The organism is Parahoeflea alexandrii (assembly GCF_024105735.1).
GTDB lineage: Bacteria > Pseudomonadota > Alphaproteobacteria > Rhizobiales > Rhizobiaceae > Hoeflea > Hoeflea alexandrii.
In genome coordinates, this window is the sequence record NZ_JAAAML010000001.1 from 788,380 (window position 1) to 807,337 (window position 18,958).

Below are 18,958 nucleotides of genomic sequence, written 5' to 3' on the forward strand. Positions count from 1 at the left end.
TCAAGCGCTCCTGACGGTTCTGGCGGCGGTTTTCACCGCTTCGCGAATGCGTGGATAGGTGCCGCAGCGGCACAGATTGCCGCTCATTGCATCGTCGATGTCTTCGTCGCTCGGGTTGGGATTTTCCGCCAGCAATGCCGCAGCGGACATGATCTGGCCAGATTGGCAATAACCGCACTGGGCGACCTGATGTTCGATCCAGGCCGCCTGAACCGCATGCAGCGCGTCAGGTGTGCCGAGGCCGTTTATGGTGGTGACCTCGCCCTCGAGATCGCCAACCGGCTGCTGGCAGGAGCGGATGGCATAGCCATCGACATGGACGGTGCAGGCGCCGCATTGGGCGATGCCGCAACCGTATTTCACGCCGGTGATGCCGAGTTCGTCACGCAGCACCCACAACAGCGGCATGTCGGGTTCGACATCGACCTCATGGATTTTTCCGTCTACGGTGAGTTTCATCGGCGTGCCTCCAAGCAGCAGCAGGGTTTGGTCAATGCGGTATATGGGGAGCGGAACCGGCAGCAGGGCGTGGCCATTGGTCGTTTTCCCGACATCGTCGAAGAAAGTATTTTACAAAATTACAATAGTTGTCAAGATGTATTGATATGACAGACCGTGACCACAAAATTCTTGATGCCGCCATCGCGGTGTTTGCGCGCTACGGCGTGCGCAAGGCGACAATGGGCGACATTGCCGAACAGGCAGGCATGTCGCGGCCAACGCTTTACGCCCGTTACGCCAACAAGGACGAGATCATGGCGGCAGCGATGCAGCTGATCTCCGAACGCGTGATCAACGAGGTGGTCGAGGCGTGGCAATCCGCCGAAACGATCAGTGAACGGATCGACATCTTTCTCGACTGCGCGATCGTGCGGTTCTTTGACCAGATCAAGCAGATGCCGGATTCAGGCGACCTGATGATCGGAAGCGGGGATGGTGCGGCGACCCATCTTGGTGCCGAGCAAGGCAAGATCGACCTTCTGGCGGGCCTCTTCGACACCCGCAGGGATGCACTTGCCGCTCACGGCATGACAGCCGCGGAGCTGGCGGATTTCTTCTACGCGAGCGCCTCGAGCTTCAAGTTCACCGCCCGCGACGGCAAGCATCTCGAAAGCCTGCTCGCCACCTTGAAGAGCAGCGTGATGATCATGCTCGGCGAGGGCTGAGCCTGTCTCGCGGCATAGGGCGCGGGCGGCTTGCAATGGCGCATGATGGTGGCGGTCTTGCGCATCCGGCCGTTGATCCACGTCAATGCGGCGGGATGCATGTGTGCGCAGATTGAGGACAGCCGATGTTGCTCAATGTCCGAAGGAAACACTTATGGCCCTTTCAATCAGATCCGCCTTGTTCGCCCTCTCGCTGGCAGGGTTTGCCGGATGGTCGAATGGACCGGCGCTAGCCGGTGACTGCACCGGTTATGTCGTCGGGGTGAAGCCGATCAGCCAGTACAACCATGCGCGCGGCAACGGCTTTCTGGCGGTGCGCACGGGGCCGGGATCGAGCTTTCAGCAGATTGGCGAGGTCTACCGCGGCGACGAGGTTTCGGTCTACGACCGGCGCGGAAATTGGTACGCGATCACCTGCATGTCGGGTCGCTGCATGCAGCCGATGTGGGGCACGCCGATGCCATCGGGCTGGGTGTCGGGAAAGTATGTCGATGCGCGCGGGGTTTGTCCCTGACAGGCCTCGTGAAGGCCGGTCAACCGCGGCCGGATATTCGGGTCTGCTGATAATCGCAAATTGCGAAACCGCTTCTTTCATGCGAAGACCACGGTTCGGAAGCTATTCTGAATTCAAACGCTTGTTGGGAGAAAGCAATTGAAAAACACGACAATGGTTTTGGCGCTGGGGATTTGCGCCGGCATGTTCGCATCGAGCGCGTTCGCAGAAACACGCATCACCTACAAGTCCGCGAAAACCGGTTCGTCCTATTACCAGATGGGCGTGCAACTGGCTGAAGCGATGAAGGCCGGCACCGATGGCGAGATCATCGTCACGGTGGAGGAAAGCCAGGGCTCGGTGCAGAACGTGATGGAAGCCAAGGCGCGTGGCGGCGACTATGTCTTTACCACGCCGCCGGCGTTGATCGGGCTTGCCCAGGGCGGCAAGGCGATGTTCGAGGGCAAGGGCGATCCGAAATTCGACGAGATCCGGGCGCTGTTTCCGATCCCGTCGCTGACCATGCATTTCGTCATGTCGGCTGACAGCGGTGTGACCGATTTCGCCGGCATGGAAGGCAAGACCATCCTGCTCGGCAAGGGATCTTTCGGCGCGACCGAGGGCGAGAAATATCTCAAGCTGTTCGGCCTTGAAGGCAAGGTCAACCTGGCCGAGGTCGAGCTGTCGAACGCTGTTCCGGCGCTGCAGAACGGTCAGATCGACGGCTTCGTGACCGCCGGCTCATGGCCCGCGCCGAACGTGATCGAGGCCGCCGCCTCAACCGATGTCGTCGTGCTGTCGCTCAGCGATGAACAGATCGCGGAAACCAAGCGGTCGAAGCTGGTCATCCCGGCCGGAACCTATGCCGGCCAGAGCGCCGACATCGCCACCACCTCTCTGCCGGTTGCGGCTTTCACCACCACCGCGATGAGCGATGATGCCGCCTATCAGCTGACCAAGACCTTCTGGGAAAGCAAGGCTGCCATGGCCGAGGACGCGCCTTGGTGGAAGGGCGTCGACGCGGCGCTGATGTCCAACATCAACACCAAGCTGCATCCGGGTGCGGTCCGTTACTACACGGAAGCCGGGATCGAGCTGACGGCAGACCAGCAGTAAGAAGCTGCAGTTGCTGCCCGGCTGCCGAAGCCGGGAAGCACGTCTCACCTCAATCCGCCCCCAATATCCTGAAAACCGGGAGCCTGTCGGATGCGAATGGCCATGATTGCCAGCGCCGTGTGCCTGGTGGTGTTTCATCTCGGGCTGATCTTCTGGGGGCTGGTGCCGAACCTGGTCAGCCGGCCGCTGCACCTGGCGCTGGCGCTGCCTTGGATCTTCCTGTTCGTGGAAGGCAGCCGGGCTTACCGGGCAAGCGGTGCCGCCTTTTGCGGGCTGGGGATGGCGGCAAGTCTCTGGGTGGCATGGAATCACTCGGAACTGGGCGACCAATACGGGTTTCTCGAAGGTGATGTGCAGACTGGTATCGCCATCGTGCTGCTCCTGGTGGTGCTGGAGGCAGCGCGCCGGGCGATCAGCTGGCCGCTGCCGACGGTGGCGTTGCTGGCGCTCATCTACGGCCTTTTCGGACAGCATATACCGGGAGAATTCGGCCATTCCGGCACGCCGCTTGCGAGTTTTCTCGGCACGCTGACCATTGCCGAGGGCGGCATCTGGGGCAGCCTCGCCGGGGTGTCGGTCAGTGTCGTGGCGATCTTCGTGATCTTCGGGGCGGTGCTCAATGCCGGTGAGGCGGGCCAGGGCTTCATGAACATCGCCTCGGCCGCGGCCGGCCGGCTCAAGGGCGGGGCGGCCAAGGTGTCGGTGATTTCGTCTGCGCTGTTCGGCTCGATCTCCGGTTCGGCGTCGGCCAATGTTGCCTCGACCGGTGCGATCACGCTGCCGGCAATGACCAGGCTCGGTTACCCGAAACGGCTTGCGGCAGCGGTGGAGGCAGTGGCGTCGTCGGGCGGGCAAATCATGCCGCCGCTGATGGGGGCGGGCGCCTTCGTCATGGTCGAACTCACCGGCGTTCCCTACACGGCGATCATGGCGGCGGCGCTGCTGCCGGCGTTTCTGTATTTCTTCGCCGTCTGGATCGGCATCAACGGCTATGCCAGCCGCTATGAGCTGGCAGGGCTGGCCAGGGAAGACCGCCCGGATCTGCGCGCGGTGATCATCACCTCGGCGTTTTTTGCTATTCCTTTCGCGGTGCTGATGTGGGGCATGTTCGCAGCCCGGTACACGCCTCAATATGCCGCCTGCCTGGCCATCCTCGTCGGCTTCGCAATGCTGTTCTTCCATGCTGACGGCGTGCTGGATATCCGCAGAATCCTCTTCCGGATGGAAAACGCGGTGATCACGGCGGCCCGGCAGGTGTCGATGATTGCGGCGATCATCCTGTGCGCCTCGATCATCATCGGCGTGCTGTCGATCACCGGCCTGGGGGTGAAGATCACCTCGCTGATCCTGTCGGCCTCGGGCGGCATGCTGTGGCCGTCGCTGCTCTTGACGGCGCTTGCCTGCCTGGTGCTCGGAATGGAGGTGCCGACGACGGCGGCCTACGTGATCTGTGTGTCGGTAGCCGGTCCGGCGCTGACCAAGCTGGGGCTTGAACCCTTGCAAGCGCATCTGTTCGTGTTCTGGTTCGCGCTGCTGTCGACGATAACGCCGCCGGTCTGCGGCGCAGTCTTCATTGCCGCCGGCATGATCGGCGAGAACTGGCTGAAGGTCGCGGTCACCGCCATGAGTCTCGGCCTCGGTCTCTACATCATTCCGCTGACGATGGTTGCCAACCCGGCGATCATGGGTCTTGCGACCGAGCCGCTTGCGGCCATCCTGGCACTGGTGCAGATCGGACTGGGGCTGGCGCTGATCTCCTACGCGTTGATCGGCGTGTTCACGCCGTTGCGCCGTGCGGCGCTTGGTTTGGCGGGATTTGCGGTGTTGTTTGGTCCGGTGATGCTCGGCTGAAACTCGCCTGCCTGCTTTCGGGCCTTCGCAAACAAAGTGGATATGATCGAGGCCGTCCCGGCTGCTTCGCCTGTCTCGACGGTTTCGATGTGTTGAAAGCACCTGCAGTGGAGTATTTCGAGCCTGGAAAGGCGGCTTCCCGGCTCGTTTTGCGTTCACACTCTGTCCATCATTCCTAACCCTTCGTTAATCTTGACAGGATATTAATGGCGCAAACTCGTGCGCCTGATGGGGGTGGTTCCCATTGACGCCCATAGTGGCCCATGGTATCCCAAATGCCCAAGATCAGCAGGCGGGCATCCGCCGTTTCATCCCAATCCGGACTGCGGTTCCAAGCGGAATCCGTGAAGGCGGTGTTCGCCGCCCTGGAAGTCCTGTGCGCGGATGAGCGGTGCCCAACCGGGGGATCGATGGAGTGGGGCCAACAGGCGGAAGCGGCGGTACAGAGTCATGAACCGGTTCCTGTCGAATGCGACAAACAGGATCGACGCGAAGGGGCGGGTTTCCGTGCCATCGATGTTCCGTGCTGTGCTGGCGCGCTCGGCGGTGGAAGAGCTCTACGCCTGGCAGGATTTCGTGTTTCCGGCGGTCTCGATGGCCGGGCCGGAAGTGCTCGAACGCTTCGAGCGGATGATCGGATCGGCGGACCCGTTCTCTGCGGAAGCCAACAAGATGTCGCTGCTTATTCACGGCGGCGGGGTGTTCATGAAGCTCGATGGCGAGGGTCGGCTTCTGGTGACGGATTTCATCCGCGATTTCACGGGCATCACCGACAGGGTGACGTTCGCGGGGCGGGGGGATCATTTTCAGCTCTGGGAGCCGGCGGCATTCGAGGAAATGCAGTCGCGGGCCCGGAAAGAACGGACGGCCATTTCCTGACCGTCCGCAACGGATGGAGAAACGGAATGGTGGCGGACATGGGCGACGGTGAAACTGACGTCCAAGGCGGACCTGTCCGCCACATTCCGGTTCTTCTCCAGGAAGTCCTGACAGCCCTGGAACCGGCCTCCGACGAAACCATTGTCGATGGCACCTTCGGGGCCGGCGGCTATACCGCCGCCATCCTCGAGGCCGGGGCGGATGTCGTTGCCTTTGACCGTGATCCGGATGCGATTGCCGCGGGTGCTGCGATGGTCGAGGCTTCGGGCGGCAAGCTCAAGCTCATCCATGCAAGGTTTTCCGAACTGCTCGATCATGTCGCGGAGGCAAGCCTTGACGGCGTGGTGCTCGATATTGGCGTGTCCTCGATGCAGATCGACGAGGCCGAGCGCGGGTTCTCCTTCATGCGCGACGGGCCGCTCGACATGCGGATGGGGCAATCGGGCGTCAGCGCCGCCGACGTGGTCAACCGGGCCAAGCCCTCCGACATGACCCGTATCTTCGGCATTCTGGGCGAAGAACGGCATGCGGGACGGATCTCGCGGGCGATCGAGGCGGAGCGGCAGAAGGCGCCCTTCGAGACAACGCGGCAGCTGGCCGGACTGATCGAGAAGGTGTCGCCGCGGCGGCCGCAGGACAAGATCCATCCGGCCACACGCGTGTTTCAGGCGCTTCGAACTTATGTCAACGACGAGCTTGGTGAACTGGCGCGGACGCTGTTTGCCGCCGAGCGGGCACTCAAGCCGGGCGGGCGGCTGGTGGTGGTCAGCTTCCATTCGCTCGAGGACCGGATCGTCAAGCGGTTCTTCCAGGACCGGGCCGGCAAGGCGTCGGGCTCGCGCCATTTGCCGATGGTGGCAGAGCGGCAATCGACATTCACACTGATCGGCAAGCAGCCGGTGACAGCCGGGGAGGCTGAGTGCGAGGCCAATCCACGCTCACGGTCAGCCAAGCTCAGGGCAGGCTCGCGCACCGGCGCACCTGCGGGCAAGGCCGACGCCGATATTCTTCCCGTCCCCAACCTGGCCGCGCTCGCGGCGCTCGGAGGCTGATCCATGCTGAGAACGCTCGACGTGGTGCTTGTCGTGGCGATGGTCGCCGCCGCCACAATCACCTACCAGATCAAGCATGCAGCGGAAGAGAAGCTGGCCGAAGTGCGAGAGCTGCAGGCCGAGATCAAGCTGCAGGAAGAAACCATCGATCTGCTCGAGGCCGACTGGAGCCTGCTCAACCAGCCGTCGCGGCTTCAGCAGCTTTCCACGGCATTCGAGGCAGAGCTCGGTCTCAAGCCGATCGCTCCCGAGCAGATGGCGGAGCCTGACGAACTGCCCGGACGGGCAAGCGATTTCGAACCGCAGATCGCCGAAGGTGTCACAGATGCGGAATTGACAACGGGGTCGGTGCAGCCATGAGAAAACTGGGGATACTCCTTTCCGGAAAAAGGGCAGCCAGCAAGCCGGCGGGCCGAAGCCAGACGCCGCTCGAATTTGATGGTGTGCGCAAGGCACAAGGCGCCCAGGCGAAGAACCGCATTATCATCGCCATCGCCTGTTTCGGCCTGTTCTACACGGCTATCGGGGCGCGGCTTGTACAATACGGGATGCGGTCCCCGGAAACCGTCTCCTCGATATCGCGCGCAGACCAGCTGCTGATCTCGCGGCCGGACCTGCTCGACCGCAATGGCGAGGTGTTGGCCACCGACATTCGCACCGTGTCGCTGTTTGCCGAGCCCAACAAGATCGTCGACCCGGACGAGGCCATCGAGCTATTGGCCACGGTGCTGCCGGATCTCGACATGCGCGGCATTCACCGCAAACTGTCATCGAATTCCCGGTTCCAGTGGTTGCGTCGTCAGCTGACACCGAAGCAGCAGAGCCAGATCCTGGCGCTTGGTATTCCCGGCATCGGATTCCGGCCGGAAACACGGCGATTCTATCCGGGAGGCCCCACGGCCTCGCATGTTGTCGGTCACGTCAACATCGACAACAAGGGCATCGCCGGCATGGAGAAATATGTCGACGGACAAGGGCTTGGTGACCTGGCGGCGGCGGGGCTGACGGTCAACGAGGATCTCAAGCCTGTGCGCCTGTCACTCGATCTGAGGGTCCAGCACGTGCTGCGCGACGAGCTTGCGGCGGCAATGGACCGCTACAAGGCGATTGCGGCGGCAGGGGTGGTGCTCAACGTGAACACCGGCGAAGTCATCGGCATGTCGTCGCTGCCCGATTATGATCCGAACAACCCGGTCGAAGCGCTGCAGAAGGACCGGCTCAACCGGATGTCGGCGGGCACCTACGAGATGGGCTCGACGTTCAAGGCCTTCACGACGGCCATGGCGCTCGATTCAGGCCTGGTGAAGATGTCGGATTCATTCGATGCCCGCGGCGCGATCCGCATCGGCGGCTTCACCATCAAGGATTTCCACGGCAAGAACCGCATCCTCAGCGTGCCGGAGATCTTCATCTATTCGTCCAATATCGGCACTGCCCGGATGGCGGATCTCGTCGGTATCGACGGCCACAAGGAGTTTCTCACCCGGCTGGGGCTTTTGACCCGGATGCAGACCGAGTTGCCGGAAGTGGCAATGCCGAACCAGCCGGCGGAGTGGAAGAAGATCAACTCGATCACGATTTCCTTCGGCCACGGGGTTTCGACCACGCCGCTGCAGACAGCGGTTGCCGCGGCAGCACTGATGAACGGCGGCAAGCTGATCGAACCGACCTTCCTGCCGCGTACCGCCGAGCAAGCCGCAACAGTCGCGGTCCCGGTGATCGAGCCCTCGACCAGTCAGAACATGCGCTACCTGATGAAACTCAACGCAACCAAGGGATCGGGCGGGTCCGGCTCGCGTGCGGCTGTTGACGGTTTCCGCGTCGGCGGCAAGACCGGCACGGCCGAAAAGGTGGTTGATGGCCGTTATTCGTCGGCTGTTCGCTTCAATGCCTTCCTTTCTGCCTTCCCGATCGATAATCCGGAGTATGTTGTACTGGTGGTGATCGACGAACCCAAACCGGAAGAGGGCATGCGTTCGGCCACTGCCGGTCTGAATGCCGCTCCAACGGTTGGCGCAATCATCCGCCGTTCGGCTGCATTTCTGGGTGTCAGGCCGCGTTTTGGAAATGATATGCAGGCTTTGTCCCTGTCATACTGAAAACACAAGTGGCGGGCAGGGCGTTTGTTTGTCTCGTATTCCGGGTTCCGCCGCAGCAATGAAAGACCATAGCACTTCATGAAACTGTCCGCCCTGATCTCCGCCCTGCCACCCGGATCTGTCGTCGCTTCGCAGACCGCCGATACCGAGCTTCCGGTTACCGGGCTGACAGCCGACAGCCGCATGGTCGAACCGGGAAACCTGTTCTTTGCGCTGGCGGGCGTGAAGACAGACGGTGCGCGGTTTGCCGTACAGGCTGCCTCCCGCGGCGCCGTGGCTGTTGTGGCGGGCCTGAGCTCGGAGCTCCCGGATATCGGCGTGCCGGTGCTCAGGGCCGAGGATCCGAGACAGGCGCTGGCGCGGATGGCGGCCGCCTTCTTCGGTCCGCAGCCGCGTGTCATGGCGGCGGTGACCGGCACGGCCGGGAAAACCTCGGTCGCCTCCTTCCTGCGGCAGATCTGGGCCCATGCCGGCGAGCAGGCTGCCATGCTCGGCACCACCGGCGTGACAGCGCCCGGTCGTACCGAATACGGCACGCTGACGACCCCGGACCCGGTGGCGCTGCACCGTTTGCTGGCCGAGTTGGCCAGCGAAGGTGTGACCCATGCGGCGATGGAGGCCTCGAGCCACGGGCTCGATCAACGCCGGCTCGACGGTGTGGCACTGAGCGTTGCCGGCTTCACCAATCTGGGCCGCGATCACATGGACTATCACCCGACCATGGACGACTACATGGCGGCAAAAATGCGCCTGTTCGACACGCTGCTTCCCAAAGGTGCGCCGGCGGTGATCTTCGCTGACGACCGCTGGTCGCCGAAGGCTGTCGAGGTTGCCGAAAGGGCAGGCGCCCGCGTGCTGACCGTTGGCCGCAAGGGCGGTTTCCTGAGCCTCAAGCGGGTTGAGCACCTGCGTGACAAGCAGATTGCCGAAGTTCACATGGACGGGCGGATCTTCGAGGTGCACCTGCCGCTGGCGGGCGATTTCCAGGTTGCCAATGCGCTGGTTGCGGCCGGCATGGCGATTGCCAGCGGCACGTCAGCAGACCAGGCGATGGCGGCGCTGGACCATCTGAGCGGGGCATCGGGCCGGCTCGAACTGGTCGGCACGACGTCGAAGGGGGCGCCCGCCTATGTCGATTATGCCCACAAGCCCGAAGCGCTGGAAAATGTGCTGGAGGCGGTGCGGCCGTTTACCACCGGCCGGGTGATTGTCGTGTTCGGTTGCGGCGGCGACCGCGACCGCGGCAAGCGGCCGATCATGGGCGAAATCGCGACGCGACTCGCCGACGTGGTGATCGTCACCGACGACAATCCGCGCTCTGAAGACCCTGCGGCCATCCGCGCCGAGATCATGGCTGCGGCTCAAGGCGCGACCGAGATCGGCGACCGGGCGGCGGCGATCCGTCAGGCGGTCGGCATGCTCAACGCCGGCGACACGCTGATTGTTGCCGGAAAGGGGCACGAAGAAGGACAGACCATCGGCGAGAAAGTGCTGCCCTTTTCAGACCATATCGAAATCCGCAAGGCACTGGAGGAACTCAAGGCATGACCCTGCTGTGGACCGCGCAAGAGATGATCGAAGCCATGGACGGGCGTCCGGTCGGCGCTGTGCCGGATGGCGTGACGGGCATTTCCATCGACAGCCGGACCGTGGGTGAGGGCGACGCCTTTTTCGCCATCAAGGGCGACCGTTTTGACGGTCATGATTTCGCCAGTGTGGCGGTGGCCAACGGGGCCAGCCTGCTCGTCGTGTCGGAAGCCAAACTGCCGGCGCTCGGCCGGCTGACCGCACCGATGATCGTGGTCAAGGATGTTCTGGCCGCGCTCGAAGACCTCGGACGCGCCGCCCGTGAGCGGTCGGAAGCCAGGATCATCGCGGTGACCGGATCGGTGGGCAAGACTTCCAGCAAGGAGATGCTGCGCCATGCGCTCGAGCCCAGCGGCGCGGTTCACGCGTCTGCGGCGTCGTTCAACAACCACTGGGGCGTTCCCCTGACACTGGCGCGGATGCCTGCGGACACGGCCTATGGCGTGTTCGAGATCGGCATGAACCATCCCGACGAGATCCGTCCGCTGGTCAAGATGGTCAGACCGCATATTGCCATCATCACCACCATTGCCGCGGCGCACCTGGGCAATTTCAAGAACCTGACGGAAATCGCGGCGGCAAAGTCCGAGATCATGGAAGGCGTGGTGGAAGACGGTCATGTGCTTCTCAATCGCGACAACGAGAAGTATGGCTGGCTGAAAAAGCGCGCCGGAGAACTGGGTGTCGGGAACGTTCTGAGTTTCGGGGAAAACGCCAAGGCAGACTACCGGCTGCTCAAATGCAAGCTGTTGCCTGACTGTTCGACAATCACCGCACGGATCGGACCGGATGAAGTTGCGGTCAAGATCGGCGCGCCCGGACGGCATCAGGTGCAGAACGCGCTGGCGGTGCTTGGAGCGGTGCAGCTTGCGGGCGCAAACCTGGCCAAGGCGATCCATGCGCTTGCCGGGCTTTCGGCCGAAAAGGGCCGGGGCGCGCGCCACACCCTGAAGATTGACGGCGGCAGCTTCGTGCTGATCGATGAAAGCTACAATGCCAACCCGGCTTCGATGCGGGCGGCGCTGGAACTGATGCGCGATTCTCCGGTGCGGCTCAGGGGCCGCCGCATCGCGGTGCTCGGCGACATGCTTGAGATGGGGCGGTTCTCCGAGCAGGTCCACCGTGACCTGGCCGCGCCGCTGGCCGAAGCCGGCGCCGACCTGGTCTGCCTGGCCGGTCCGGAAATGCGTGCCCTGCGCGACGAACTGGGCACCAATATCGAGACCGTCTACAGGGAAGAAGCCACGGAACTGGCCGACTATCTCAAGTCGGTCTTGCGGGATGGCGATGTGGTTATGGTGAAGTCTTCGCTCGGCATCGGCTTCGGCCGTATTGTTAAGGCATTGCTTGACAACTATCCGGTGCTGTCTGACAGCAGCACTCAAGATTAAACGGCGCGGGGACCGAACTCATGCTCATCTGGTTGGTGGATCTGGCGGACGAGGTCCAGTTTTTCAATCTTTTCAGGTATATCACCTTCCGGACCGGCGGGGCGATGTTCACCTCCGCGCTGATCGTGTTCCTGTTCGGACCTCGAATCATAGCTTCGTTGAAAGTGCGTCAGGGCAGGGGGCAGCCGATCCGGGCGGATGGTCCGCAAACCCATTTCCTGAAAGCCGGGACGCCGACCATGGGCGGGTTGATGATCCTGGCGGGCATCGTCGGCTCCTCGCTTCTGTGGGCGGATCTTTCGAGCGTCTATGTGGTCACCACGCTGCTGGTGACACTCGGCTTTGGCGCGATCGGTTTTTACGACGACTATCTCAAGGTCACCAAGCAGAGCGACAAGGGGTTTTCCGGAAAGGCGCGGCTGGGGATCGAGTTCATCATCGCAGGAGCGGCGGTGTTCTTCATCATGCAGGCCTCGATGGCGGCACCGACTGTCAACGGCTCGACCTTCGGATCCTCGATCGCGTTCCCGTTCTTCAAGGATCTGCTGCTGGACCTGGGCCTGTTTTTCATCGTCTTTGGCGCGTTCGTGATCGTTGCGGCCGGCAATGCGGTGAACCTGACTGACGGTCTGGACGGGCTGGCAATCGTGCCGGTGATGATCGCCGCCGCCTCCTTCGGCGCCATCGCCTACCTGGCGGGCAATGCGGTGTTTGCCAACTACCTGCAGATCCATTTCGTCCCCGGCACCGGCGAGCTTGCCGTCATTCTTGGTGCAGTGATCGGCGCGGGCCTCGGGTTTCTCTGGTTCAATGCGCCGCCGGCGGCGATCTTCATGGGCGACACCGGCTCGCTGGCGCTCGGCGGCCTGATCGGGACTGTCGCGGTCGCCACCAAGCACGAAATCGTCATGGCGATTATCGGTGGATTGTTCGTCATCGAAGCGCTGTCGGTGATCATTCAGGTGGGCTGGTTCAAGCTCACCGGCAAGCGGGTGTTCCTGATGGCGCCGATCCACCACCATTTCGAAAAGCTTGGATGGACCGAAAGCCAGGTGGTGGTGCGGTTCTGGATCATCTCGGTCGGGCTGGCGATGATCGGTCTCGCGACGCTGAAGTTGAGGTGATCGATGATCCCGGCGTCGACATTTGACGGCAAACGCGTGGCGCTCTTCGGGCTGGGGGGCTCCGGGCTCGCCACTGCCAGGTCTCTGGCCGCCGGAGGAGCAGATGTTTCGGCATGGGACGACAATCCGGCCCAGGTTGACGCGGCGAGGGCCGCCGGAATTCCGGTCGTCGATCTGCGCGAGCTTGAGTGGGCGTCGGTTGACACGCTGGTGCTGGCGCCCGGCGTGCCGCTCACCCATCCGAAGCCCCACTGGACGGCGGAACTGGCGGGCAGCCATGGCGTCGAGATCATTGGCGATGTCGAGATCTTCGTGCGCGAACGGCGGGCGCATGCGCCGGGAAGTCCATTCATCGCGATTACCGGAACAAACGGAAAATCCACCACCACGGCGCTGATCGCGCACCTGATCGCCCATAGCGGCCGCGATGCGCAGTTGGGCGGCAATATCGGCACGGCGGTAATGACGCTGGCCCCGCCTTCGCCGGAGCGCATCCATGTCATCGAATGCTCCTCCTACCAGATCGATCTGGCGCCATCGCTTGACCCGAGTGCCGGGCTGTTGCTCAACCTGACGCCGGATCACCTCGACCGGCATGGCACGATGCAGCACTATGCCGACGTCAAGGCGCGGCTGGTGGCGCAGAGCGATGTGGCAATCATCGGTGTTGACGACGACTGGTGCCGGGGGATCGCAGACAGGCTTGAAGGTCAGCAGCGCCGGGTCGAGCGCGTTTCCAAGGATCATCCCCTGGACGAGGGGTTGTTTGCGCAAGGCGCACTGATCCGGCTGGCCAGGGCCGGCAAGGTTCATGAACTTGCCGACCTGAGCGGCATCGCCACGCTGCGCGGTGCACACAATGCCCAAAACGCCGCGGCAGCGATTGCCGCCTGTCTTGCAGTTGGACTGAGCGAGAACGAGATCCGCGCCGGGCTTGCCGTCTTTCCCGGGCTCAAGCATCGGATGCAGCCGGTGGCGCAGCGCGGCAAGGTCGTCTTCGTCAATGATTCCAAGGCGACCAATGCGGAAGCTGCCGCTCCGGCTCTGCAAAGCTTCGATCCGATCTACTGGATTGCCGGCGGATTGCCGAAAGAGGGTGGCATTGCCGCGCTGGAGCCGTTTTTCCCGCGCATTGCCAAAGCCTATCTGATCGGCGAGGCGGCGGCCGGGTTTGCGGCCACGATCGGTGCGCATGCGCCCTTTGAGATTTCGGATACGCTGGAGAATGCCGTGGCGGCGGCTGCGCGGGACGCGGCTTCCGACACGGCCGAGATGCCCGCAGTACTGCTGTCGCCGGCCTGTGCCAGCTTCGACCAGTACCGCAACTTCGAGGTGCGGGGCGATGCCTTCGTCAGCCTGGTGTCAGCGTTGAGTGATACGAAAATGCTCATCGATGTTGAAAACAATGGAGAACGCCATGGTTAGCCGCGTCGAACGTGGACCGGTCGCGGACTGGTTCTGGACCATCGACCGCCTGTTCCTGGCGGCCTTTGTCGGGCTGATGGGCATCGGCCTGATGCTGTCGTTTGCCGCCAGCCCGGCGGTGGCCGAGCGGCTCGGGCTTGACAGTTTCCATTTCGTCGAACGTCACGGCTTCTTCCTGCTGCCGGCGCTGGCGGTGATGATCGGCGTGTCGTTCATGAGCCCACGGCAGGTGCGCCGGGTGGCCTTGCTGCTGCTGGTCGGCTCGATCCTGATGATGATCCTGGCACTGTTCTTCGGTGTCGAGATCAAGGGGTCGCGGCGCTGGGTGTCGATCCTGGGAGTCTCGGTGCAGCCTTCGGAATTCATGAAGCCGGCCTTTGTGGTGATCTGCGCCTGGCTGTTCTCGGAGCGGTCCCGGCATCCCGAAATCCCGGGCAACCTGTTCGCCATCATCCTGTTCGGCATCGTTTCCGCATTGCTCGTCGCCCAGCCCGATCTTGGCCAGACCATGCTGACCACCGCCGTGTGGGGCGGCATGTTCTTCATGGCCGGCATGTCCTGGCTGTGGATCATGCTGCTGGGCGGGCTTGCCATTGCCGGCTTCATCTCCGCCTATTTCATGTTCCCACACGTGGCGGAACGCATCAACGGCTTTCTCTTCGGCGAAGGCGACAGTTTCCAGGTCGACACGGCGCGTGAAGCCATCATCCGTGGAGACTGGCTGGGCCAGGGGCCCGGCGAAGGCACGATCAAACGTATCCTGCCCGACAGCCACACCGACTTCGTGTTTTCCGTCGCGGCCGAGGAATTCGGCATTATCTTCTGCATGGTGCTGGTGGCCCTGTTTGCCTTCGTGGTCGTTCGTGGCCTCATTCGCGCCGGACAGGAACAGGATGACTTTACGCGCCTGGCGGTGGCCGGGCTGTCGCTGCTGATCGGGTTCCAGTCGTTCATCAACATCGGCGTCAATTTGGAACTGCTTCCGGCAAAGGGCATGACGCTGCCCCTGATCTCCTATGGCGGCTCCTCGATGATCGCGGTGGCGGTGACCGCCGGCTTCGTGCTGGCGCTGACACGGCGCAGGCCCGAAAGCCGGGCGCAGCCGCGCGGCATCTACCGGCCGGTGGCGAGCGTGGCGGCGGAATAGCATCATGACAAAGACCAAGCTTTTTCTGCTGTCGGCGGGCGGCACCGGCGGGCATCTGTTTCCGGCCGAGGCGCTGGCGCACGAACTGACGGCGCGCGGGCACAGGGTACACCTGGTCACCGACAGCCGCGCGGAACGGTTCTCCGGCAAGTTTCCCGCCTCCGACATTCACGTCGTGCGTTCGGCCACCATCGGCTCGAAGAACCCGCTCAAGGTGATCAAATCGCTGTGGACCCTGTTCAAGGGTGTGCGCGAGGCAGGCGCGCTGATCCGGAAGATCCGGCCCGACGCGGTGATCGGTTTTGGGGGTTATCCGACCATCCCGCCGCTGCTTGCGGCATCGAATGCCGGGCTGCCGACGATGCTGCATGAGCAGAACGCGGTGATGGGGCGCGCCAACCGGGCGCTGGCCTCGCGGGTCAAGGCGATTGCCGGCGGCTTCCTGCCCGAAGGCAAGGGCCGCTATGCGGACAAGACGGTGATCACCGGCAATCCTGTGCGTCCCGAAGTGATCGCCGCGGCGGCGATCCCCTATGTGCCTTCGGTCGATGGCGAGCCGTTCCGGCTGGTGGTGTTTGGCGGCAGCCAGGGCGCGCAGTTCTTTTCCGATGCCATCCCGTCGGCCATCGGGCTCTTGCCCGAGCCGCTCAGGGCACGGCTGCAACTCACCCAGCAGGCCCGGCCCGAGGACGAGGCGCATGTCAGGGCGCGGCTCGAGGAAATGGGCGTCGAGGCCGAGGTCTCGCCGTTCTTTAACGACATGGCCGCCCGTATTGGCTCAGCACATCTGGTGATTTCCCGTTCCGGTGCTTCCACCGTTTCCGAGATCGCCGTCATCGGCCGTTCGGCCATTCTCGTGCCTTATCCCTATGCGCTCGATCATGACCAGGCGGCCAATGCGCAGGCGCTGATGGACAAGGGCGGGGCCAGTGTCGTCAGGCAATCGGACCTGACACCACAGGTTCTCGCGGGCATGCTGGCTGACAGGATGGAAGATCCCGCCGGTCTGGCGGCCACCGCCGCCGCCGCCCAGGCCACAGGAAAACCCGATGCCGCGCGCTTGCTTGCCAATCTGGCAGAAGCTATTGCGGAGGGCGTCAGTGTAGATCAATTCAGGAGTCCGCCCGCATGAAGATGCCACAAACAATCGGCCTGGTGCATTTCATCGGCATCGGCGGCATCGGCATGAGCGGCATCGCCGAGGTGCTGAACAATCTTGGCTACAAGGTTCAGGGCTCGGATCAGTCCGAAAGCGCCAATGTGCAGCGGCTCAGGGACAAGGGCATCGAGGTGCATATCGGCCATTCGGCCGCCAACCTGGGTGATGCCGAAGTGGTGGTGGTTTCGACCGCCATCAAGAAGAACAACCCCGAGCTGATGGCGGCCCGCGAGCGGTTCCTGCCGGTGGTGCGTCGTGCCGAGATGCTGGCTGAACTGATGCGCTTCCGCAACGCGATCGCGATCGGCGGCACCCACGGCAAGACCACGACCACCTCTATGGTTGCAACGCTTCTGGAAGCCGGCGGGCTAGATCCGACCGTGATCAATGGCGGCATCATCAATGCCTACGGCACCAATGCCCGCATGGGCGAGGGCGAGTGGATGGTGGTGGAGGCCGACGAGAGCGACGGCACCTTCCTCAAGCTGCCCGCCGACATTGCGGTCATCACCAATATCGACCCCGAGCACCTCGATCATTACGGGACATTTGACGCGGTGCGCGCTGCCTTCCGGCAATTCGTCGAGAACGTGCCGTTCTACGGTTTCGGGGTGATGTGCCTCGATCACCCGGAAGTGCAGGCGCTGGTCAGCCGCATCGAGGACCGCCGGGTCATCACCTATGGCGAGAACCCGCAATCGGACGTGCGCTATTCCAACCACCGGATGGACGGTCCGGTTTCGGTCTTCGACGTGGTGATCCACAGCCGCAAGACCGGCAAGACTGTCGAGCTCAGGGACCTCAGGCTGCCAATGCCGGGCAAGCACAATGTCTCCAATGCAGTTGCCGCGATTGCGGTCGCCAGCGAGCTGGGACTGACGCCGGAACAGATCGCCAAGGGGCTCGGGCAGTTCGGCGGGGTCAAGCGCCGCTTTACCCATACCGGTACATGGAACGGCGTCGAGGTGTTCGACGACTACGGTCACCATCCGGTCGAGATCAAGGCGGTGCTGTCGGCTGCCCGCGATGCCTGCCAGGGCCGGGTGATCGCGGTGGCCCAACCGCACCGCTACACCCGGCTTGAAAGCCTGTTTGACGACTTTTCCGCCTGCTTCAATGACGCCAACACAGTGATCATGGCACCGGTCTATGCGGCTGGCGAGGATCCGATCGAGGGGATTGATTCTGCCCATCTGGTGATGAGCATGAAGGCGGGCGGACACCGCGATGCAAGGCTGATCGACGGACCCGCGGCGCTGGCGCCGCTGGTTGCCGAGATCGCCCGGCCAGGTGATTATGTCGTCTGCCTCGGGGCCGGCACCATCACGCAATGGGCCAACCAGTTGCCCAAGGAACTCAATGCGCTCAAGCCCCAGTCCGGGGGCGACGCATGAAGCCGTTGCAGGTCGATGGGGAAAAGCTGCTGGCCTCGCTCGACGGCAGGCTGGGTGATGTCCGGGGCCGGTTGACCCCGAATGCCGACATGTCGAAGGTAACCTGGTTTCGCACGGGCGGTCCGGCGGAGCTCATGTTCCAGCCGCTCGACGAGGACGACCTGTCGGCCTTTCTGGCAGCGCTGCCGGAAGACGTCCCGGTCCTGCCGGTCGGCATCGGATCGAACCTTCTGGTCCGTGACGGCGGCATCCCCGGTGTGGTAATCCGGCTGTCGGCCAAGGGGTTCGGCCGCGCCGAACAGGTGTCGGACACGCGGCTCGCAGCGGGCGCGGTCTGCCCGGACAAGCATCTGGCGGCGCTGGCGCTCGAGAGCGGGCTTGGCGGATTTCACTTCTATCACGGCATTCCCGGCGCCATCGGCGGCGCGCTTCGGATGAATGCCGGGGCCAACGGGGTTGAAACCCGTGAGCGGGTTGTCGAGGTTCACGCCATTGACCGCAAGGGCGTGCGGCATGTGCTGTCGAATGCCGACATGGGCTATGCCTACCGGCACTCGTCGGCGCCGAAGGACCTGATCTTCACCCGCGCCATCTTCGAAGGCATGCCCGCCGACAGGGACGAGATCCGGGCCGCGATGGACGCCGTCCAGCATCACCGCGAGACGGTGCAGCCGATCCGCGAAAAGACCGGCGGTTCGACCTTCAAGAACCCGGAAGGCCATTCGGCCTGGAAAGTGATCGACGAGGCCGGCTGTCGCGGCCTGACCGTGGGCGGGGCGCAGATGTCGCCGATGCACTGCAATTTCATGATCAACACCGGCACCGCCTCGGGCTACGAGCTCGAAAATCTCGGCGAGACCGTGCGCGCAAGAGTACTGGAAAACTCCGGCATCCGTCTCGAATGGGAAATCAAGCGGCTCGGCCTGTTCGAGCCGGGGCAGGTGGTGCAGGAATTTTTGGGGCAGTTGGTATGAGACCGACTTCCTGAAGTGAGGTGGAAGGTCCGGATATGGTCCGGGCTTCCCATCAATTCCAGATGCGAATCGCGCACAACAATTCAAATGTTTTTGGTTTG

General features: G+C 63.1%; 17 protein-coding genes. 16 read left to right on the plus strand and 1 reads right to left on the minus strand.

Annotated features, from left to right (window positions below; genetic code table 11):
• Window positions 1-459 (minus strand): (2Fe-2S)-binding protein, encoded by a 459-nt coding sequence (locus GTW23_RS03605; protein WP_152007891.1) that lies wholly within the window; start codon window positions 457-459, stop codon window positions 1-3.
• A 146-nt stretch (window positions 460-605) separates the two neighbouring features.
• Between GTW23_RS03605 and GTW23_RS03610 the strand changes: the two genes are divergently transcribed.
• The 16 genes from GTW23_RS03610 to murB all read left to right on the plus strand — a co-directional run bounded on the left by GTW23_RS03610 (window position 606) and on the right by murB (window position 18,857).
• Window positions 606-1,166, plus strand: coding sequence for a TetR/AcrR family transcriptional regulator (locus GTW23_RS03610; RefSeq protein WP_252914655.1), 561 nt, complete (start codon window positions 606-608; stop codon window positions 1,164-1,166).
• A 154-nt stretch (window positions 1,167-1,320) separates the two neighbouring features.
• Window positions 1,321-1,680 (plus strand): SH3 domain-containing protein, encoded by a 360-nt coding sequence (locus tag GTW23_RS03615; RefSeq protein ID WP_193217201.1) that lies wholly within the window; start codon window positions 1,321-1,323, stop codon window positions 1,678-1,680.
• A gap of 153 nt (window positions 1,681-1,833) precedes the next feature.
• Complete coding sequence (locus GTW23_RS03620) at window positions 1,834-2,775, plus strand: TAXI family TRAP transporter solute-binding subunit (RefSeq protein ID WP_152011439.1); 942 nt, start codon at window positions 1,834-1,836, stop codon at window positions 2,773-2,775.
• A 96-nt stretch (window positions 2,776-2,871) separates the two neighbouring features.
• Window positions 2,872-4,626, plus strand: coding sequence for a TRAP transporter permease (locus tag GTW23_RS03625; protein ID WP_152011440.1), 1,755 nt, complete (start codon window positions 2,872-2,874; stop codon window positions 4,624-4,626).
• 450 nt (window positions 4,627-5,076) lie between these two features.
• Complete coding sequence (gene mraZ, locus GTW23_RS03630) at window positions 5,077-5,505, plus strand: division/cell wall cluster transcriptional repressor MraZ (protein ID WP_152007894.1); 429 nt, start codon at window positions 5,077-5,079, stop codon at window positions 5,503-5,505.
• A 26-nt stretch (window positions 5,506-5,531) separates the two neighbouring features.
• Window positions 5,532-6,557, plus strand: coding sequence for a 16S rRNA (cytosine(1402)-N(4))-methyltransferase RsmH (gene rsmH, locus GTW23_RS03635; RefSeq protein ID WP_252914656.1), 1,026 nt, complete (start codon window positions 5,532-5,534; stop codon window positions 6,555-6,557).
• Window positions 6,558-6,560: 3 nt separating this feature from the next.
• A complete protein-coding gene (gene ftsL / locus GTW23_RS03640) occupies window positions 6,561-6,917 on the plus strand; it encodes a cell division protein FtsL (RefSeq protein WP_252914657.1) in 357 nt (118 codons plus the stop codon).
• Window positions 6,914-8,656, plus strand: coding sequence for a peptidoglycan D,D-transpeptidase FtsI family protein (locus GTW23_RS03645; protein ID WP_252914658.1), 1,743 nt, complete (start codon window positions 6,914-6,916; stop codon window positions 8,654-8,656). The genes ftsL and GTW23_RS03645 overlap by 4 nt, the downstream gene beginning before the upstream one ends.
• A gap of 78 nt (window positions 8,657-8,734) precedes the next feature.
• Window positions 8,735-10,204: a UDP-N-acetylmuramoyl-L-alanyl-D-glutamate--2,6-diaminopimelate ligase gene (locus tag GTW23_RS03650; RefSeq protein ID WP_252914659.1), complete on the plus strand. Its 1,470-nt coding sequence runs from the start codon at window positions 8,735-8,737 to the stop codon at window positions 10,202-10,204.
• Entirely contained in the window at window positions 10,201-11,634 is a 1,434-nt protein-coding gene (locus GTW23_RS03655) for a UDP-N-acetylmuramoylalanyl-D-glutamyl-2,6-diaminopimelate--D-alanyl-D-alanine ligase (protein ID WP_252914660.1), read from the plus strand. Before GTW23_RS03650 ends, GTW23_RS03655 begins: the two co-directional genes overlap by 4 nt.
• Window positions 11,635-11,654: 20 nt before the next feature.
• Window positions 11,655-12,758 (plus strand): phospho-N-acetylmuramoyl-pentapeptide-transferase, encoded by a 1,104-nt coding sequence (mraY, locus tag GTW23_RS03660; RefSeq protein ID WP_152007900.1) that lies wholly within the window; start codon window positions 11,655-11,657, stop codon window positions 12,756-12,758.
• Between the two features lie 3 nt (window positions 12,759-12,761).
• Complete coding sequence (gene murD, locus GTW23_RS03665; protein WP_252914661.1) at window positions 12,762-14,183, plus strand: UDP-N-acetylmuramoyl-L-alanine--D-glutamate ligase; 1,422 nt, start codon at window positions 12,762-12,764, stop codon at window positions 14,181-14,183.
• Window positions 14,176-15,330, plus strand: a complete 1,155-nt coding sequence (gene ftsW, locus GTW23_RS03670; protein ID WP_252914662.1) for a putative lipid II flippase FtsW — start codon at window positions 14,176-14,178, stop codon at window positions 15,328-15,330. The genes murD and ftsW overlap by 8 nt, the downstream gene beginning before the upstream one ends.
• A 4-nt stretch (window positions 15,331-15,334) precedes the next feature.
• The gene (gene murG, locus GTW23_RS03675; RefSeq protein WP_252914663.1) at window positions 15,335-16,462 is read left to right on the plus strand and encodes an undecaprenyldiphospho-muramoylpentapeptide beta-N-acetylglucosaminyltransferase; all 1,128 of its coding nucleotides are present in this window, start codon (window positions 15,335-15,337) and stop codon (window positions 16,460-16,462) included.
• Window positions 16,459-17,883, plus strand: a complete 1,425-nt coding sequence (murC, locus tag GTW23_RS03680; protein ID WP_252914664.1) for a UDP-N-acetylmuramate--L-alanine ligase — start codon at window positions 16,459-16,461, stop codon at window positions 17,881-17,883. Before murG ends, murC begins: the two co-directional genes overlap by 4 nt.
• The gene (gene murB / locus GTW23_RS03685; RefSeq protein ID WP_267661845.1) at window positions 17,880-18,857 is read left to right on the plus strand and encodes a UDP-N-acetylmuramate dehydrogenase; all 978 of its coding nucleotides are present in this window, start codon (window positions 17,880-17,882) and stop codon (window positions 18,855-18,857) included. The genes murC and murB overlap by 4 nt, the downstream gene beginning before the upstream one ends.
• Window positions 18,858-18,958: the final 101 nt, after the last annotated feature.